Here is a 3,441-nt window from a genome sequence, read left to right as displayed (position 1 = left end):
TGGTGTGGGTGGTTGTTTGTTGAGAATTGTACAGTGGATGCGAGCATCTTTGTGGTCAAGTTGCTGAGGGCAGATGGTGGATGCCTTGGCACCAGGAGCCGATGAAGGACGTGGGAGGCCGCGATAGGCCTGGGGGAGCTGTCAACCGAGCTGTGATCCCAGGGTGTCCGAATGGGGAAACCTGGCACCAGTTGTGTGGTGTCACCTGCACCTGAATTCATAGGGTGTGTGGAGGGAACGCGGGGAAGTGAAACATCTCAGTACCCGTAGGAAGAGAAAACAATCGTGATTCCGTGAGTAGTGGCGAGCGAAAGCGGATGAGGCTAAACCGTGCATGTGTGATACCTGTCAGGGGTTGCGTGTGCGGGGTTGTGGGATGTGTGTGGACTGGTCTGACAGCCGGTCGGGCAGTGATAAAAACATGGGTTAGTCGAAGTGCGTTGGGATGCGCCACCGTAGACGGTGAGAGTCCGGTAGGTGAAAGTCCATGTTCTGTCTGGCATATTTTCCCGAGTAGCGGCGGACCCCTGTAATCTGCCGTGAATCTGCCAGGACCACCTGGTAAGCCTAAATACTTCCTGGTGACCGATAGCGGACGAGTACCGTGAGGGAAAGGTGAAAAGTACCCCGGGAGGGGAGTGAAAGAGTACCTGAAACCGTCTGCCTACAATCCGTCGGAGCTTTGCCCATTTGGTTGGGTGGGGTGACGGCGTGCCTTTTGAAGAATGAGCCTGCGAGTTAGTGGTGCGTGGCGAGGTTAACCCGGGTGGGGGAGCCGTAGCGAAAGCGAGTCCGATAAGGGCGTTTTTAGTCGCGTGTCCTAGACCCGAAGCGGGGTGATCTAGCCATGGGCAGGCTGAAGCGCGGGTAAGACCGCGTGGAGGGCCGAACCCACCAACGTTGAAAAGTTGGGGGATGACCTGTGGTTAGGGGTGAAAGGCCAATCAAACTCCGTGATAGCTGGTTCTCCCCGAAATGCATATAGGTGCAGCGTCGCGTGTTTCTTGCCGGAGGTAGAGCACTGGATGGCCTAGGGGGCCCACAAGCTTACTGAAGTCAACCAAACTCCGAATGCCGGTAAGTGAGAGCGCGGCAGTGAGACTGCGGGCGATAAGGTTCGTAGTCGAGAGGGAAACAGCCCAGATCGCCAGCTAAGGCCCCTAAGCGTGTGCTAAGTGGAAAAGGATGTGGGGTCGCATAGACAACCAGGAGGTTGGCTTAGAAGCAGCCATCCTTGAAAGAGTGCGTAATAGCTCACTGGTCAAGTGGTTCCGCGCCGACAATGTAGCGGGGCTCAAGCACACCGCCGAAGCTGTGGCACTCACACAATGACTCGGCAAGAATCTTCGGGTTTTTGTCCAGGTGTGTGGGTGGGTAGGGGAGCGTCGTGTCACCGGTGAAGCGGCGGCGTGAGCCAGTCGTGGAGGTGACGCGAGTGAGAATGCAGGCATGAGTAGCGAAAGCAGGGTGAGAAACCCTGCCGCCGGATGACCAAGGGTTCCAGGGCCAGGTTAATCCGCCCTGGGTGAGTCGGGGCCTAAGGCGAGGCCGAGAGGCGTAGTCGATGGATAACGGGTTGATATTCCCGTACCCGCGAAGAAGCGTCCATGCTGAACTTCATTTGTGCTAACCGCGCGAGCTGCCTGATGTCTTCGGACGGAGGGTGGGGGTTGTGGGATCCCGGTGGGTAGTAGGCAAGCGATGGGGTGACGCAGGAGGGTAGCTGGGCCCGGCCGGTGGTTGTGCCGGGGCAAGCGTGTAGGCCGTCGTATAGGCAAATCCGTACGACATAGGGTTGAGACGTGATGCGGAGCCGTTCTGGTGAAGCCAGTGATCCCATGCTGTCGAGAAAAGCCTCTAGCGAGTTTCGAGCGGCCCGTACCCCAAACCGACACAGGTGGTCAGGTAGAGAATACCGAGGCGATCGGGTGAACTGTGGTTAAGGAACTCGGCAAATTGCCCCCGTAACTTAGGGAGAAGGGGGGCCAGGCCTGGTGACCGCCCATGCGGCGTGAGCTGGGGTTGGCCGCAGAGAGCAGGGGGAAGCGACTGTTTACTAAAAACACAGGTCCATGCTAAGTCGTAAGACGACGTATATGGACTGACGCCTGCCCGGTGCTGGAACGTTAAGGGGACCTGTTAGTCGTAAGGCGAAGCGGAGAACTTAAGCGCCAGTAAACGGCGGTGGTAACTATAACCATCCTAAGGTAGCGAAATTCCTTGTCGGGTAAGTTCCGACCTGCACGAATGGCGTAACGACTTCCCCACTGTCTCAACCACAGGCCCGGCGAAATTGCATTACGAGTAAAGATGCTCGTTACGCGCGGCAGGACGGAAAGACCCCGGGACCTTTACTATAGCTTGACATTGGTATCTGGATTGACTTGTGTAGGATAGGTGGGAGCCTGTGAAGCGGCCACGCCAGTGGTTGTGGAGGCAATCTTGAAATACCACTCTGGTTGGTCTGGGTATCTAACTTTGGGCCGTGAGCCGGTTCAGGGACAGTGTCTGGTGGGTAGTTTAACTGGGGCGGTTGCCTCCTAAAGGGTAACGGAGGCGCCCAAAGGTTCCCTCAGCCTGGTTGGCAATCAGGTGTTGAGTGCAAGTGCACAAGGGGGCTTGACTGTGAGACTGACAGGTCGAGCAGGGACGAAAGTCGGGACTAGTGATCCGGCACTGGCTGGTGGAAGCGGTGTCGCTCAACGGATAAAAGGTACCCCGGGGATAACAGGCTGATCTTCCCCAAGAGTCCATATCGACGGGATGGTTTGGCACCTCGATGTCGGCTCGTCGCATCCTGGGGCTGGAGTAGGTCCCAAGGGTTGGGCTGTTCGCCCATTAAAGCGGCACGCGAGCTGGGTTTAGAACGTCGTGAGACAGTTCGGTCCCTATCCGCCGTGCGCGTAGGATACTTGAGAAGGGCTGTCCCTAGTACGAGAGGACCGGGACGGACGAACCTCTGGTGTGCCAGTTGTCCCGCCAGGGGCACGGCTGGTTGGCTACGTTCGGAAGAGATAACCGCTGAAAGCATCTAAGCGGGAAACTCGCTTCAAGATGAGGTATCCCACCCCTTGTGGGTTAAGGCCCCCAGTTAGACCACTGGGTTGATAGGCCGGAAGTGGAAGCCTAGTAATGGGTTGGAGCTGACCGGTACTAATAGGCCGAGGACTTGACCACAAACATGATCCCCACCCGTTGGTGGTGGGGGAACGCATCCACTGTGCAATTCTTGGCAAACAAACACCCCACACCCGAAACCAGACCGGTTTGACTGGTTCGGTTTCTGGTGGCGGTTGTTGTTTGATGTGCCGACAGGTGTGTCGGTGGCCATAGCGGAGGGGAAACGCCCGGTAACATTCCGAACCCGGAAGCTAAGCCCTCCAGCGCCGATGGTACTGCACCGGACACGGTGTGGGAGAGTAGGACGCCGCCGAACTACTT

Annotated in this window: 2 rRNA genes; both read left to right on the top strand. The window is 57.3% G+C overall.

The features are described 5' to 3' along the window. Positions 1 to 53: 53 nt before the first annotated feature. Positions 54 to 3,177 (top strand): 23S ribosomal RNA (locus Vau01_RS62740). A gap of 142 nt (positions 3,178 to 3,319) precedes the next feature. Then, positions 3,320 to 3,436, top strand: a 5S ribosomal RNA gene (rrf, locus tag Vau01_RS62735). Positions 3,437 to 3,441 lie beyond the last annotated feature (5 nt).

The sequence above is a fragment of the Virgisporangium aurantiacum genome, assembly GCF_016863635.1.
In the GTDB taxonomy this organism is placed as follows: Bacteria; Actinomycetota; Actinomycetes; order Mycobacteriales; family Micromonosporaceae; genus Virgisporangium; species Virgisporangium aurantiacum.
This window is presented reverse-complemented; position numbering and strand designations above follow the sequence as displayed.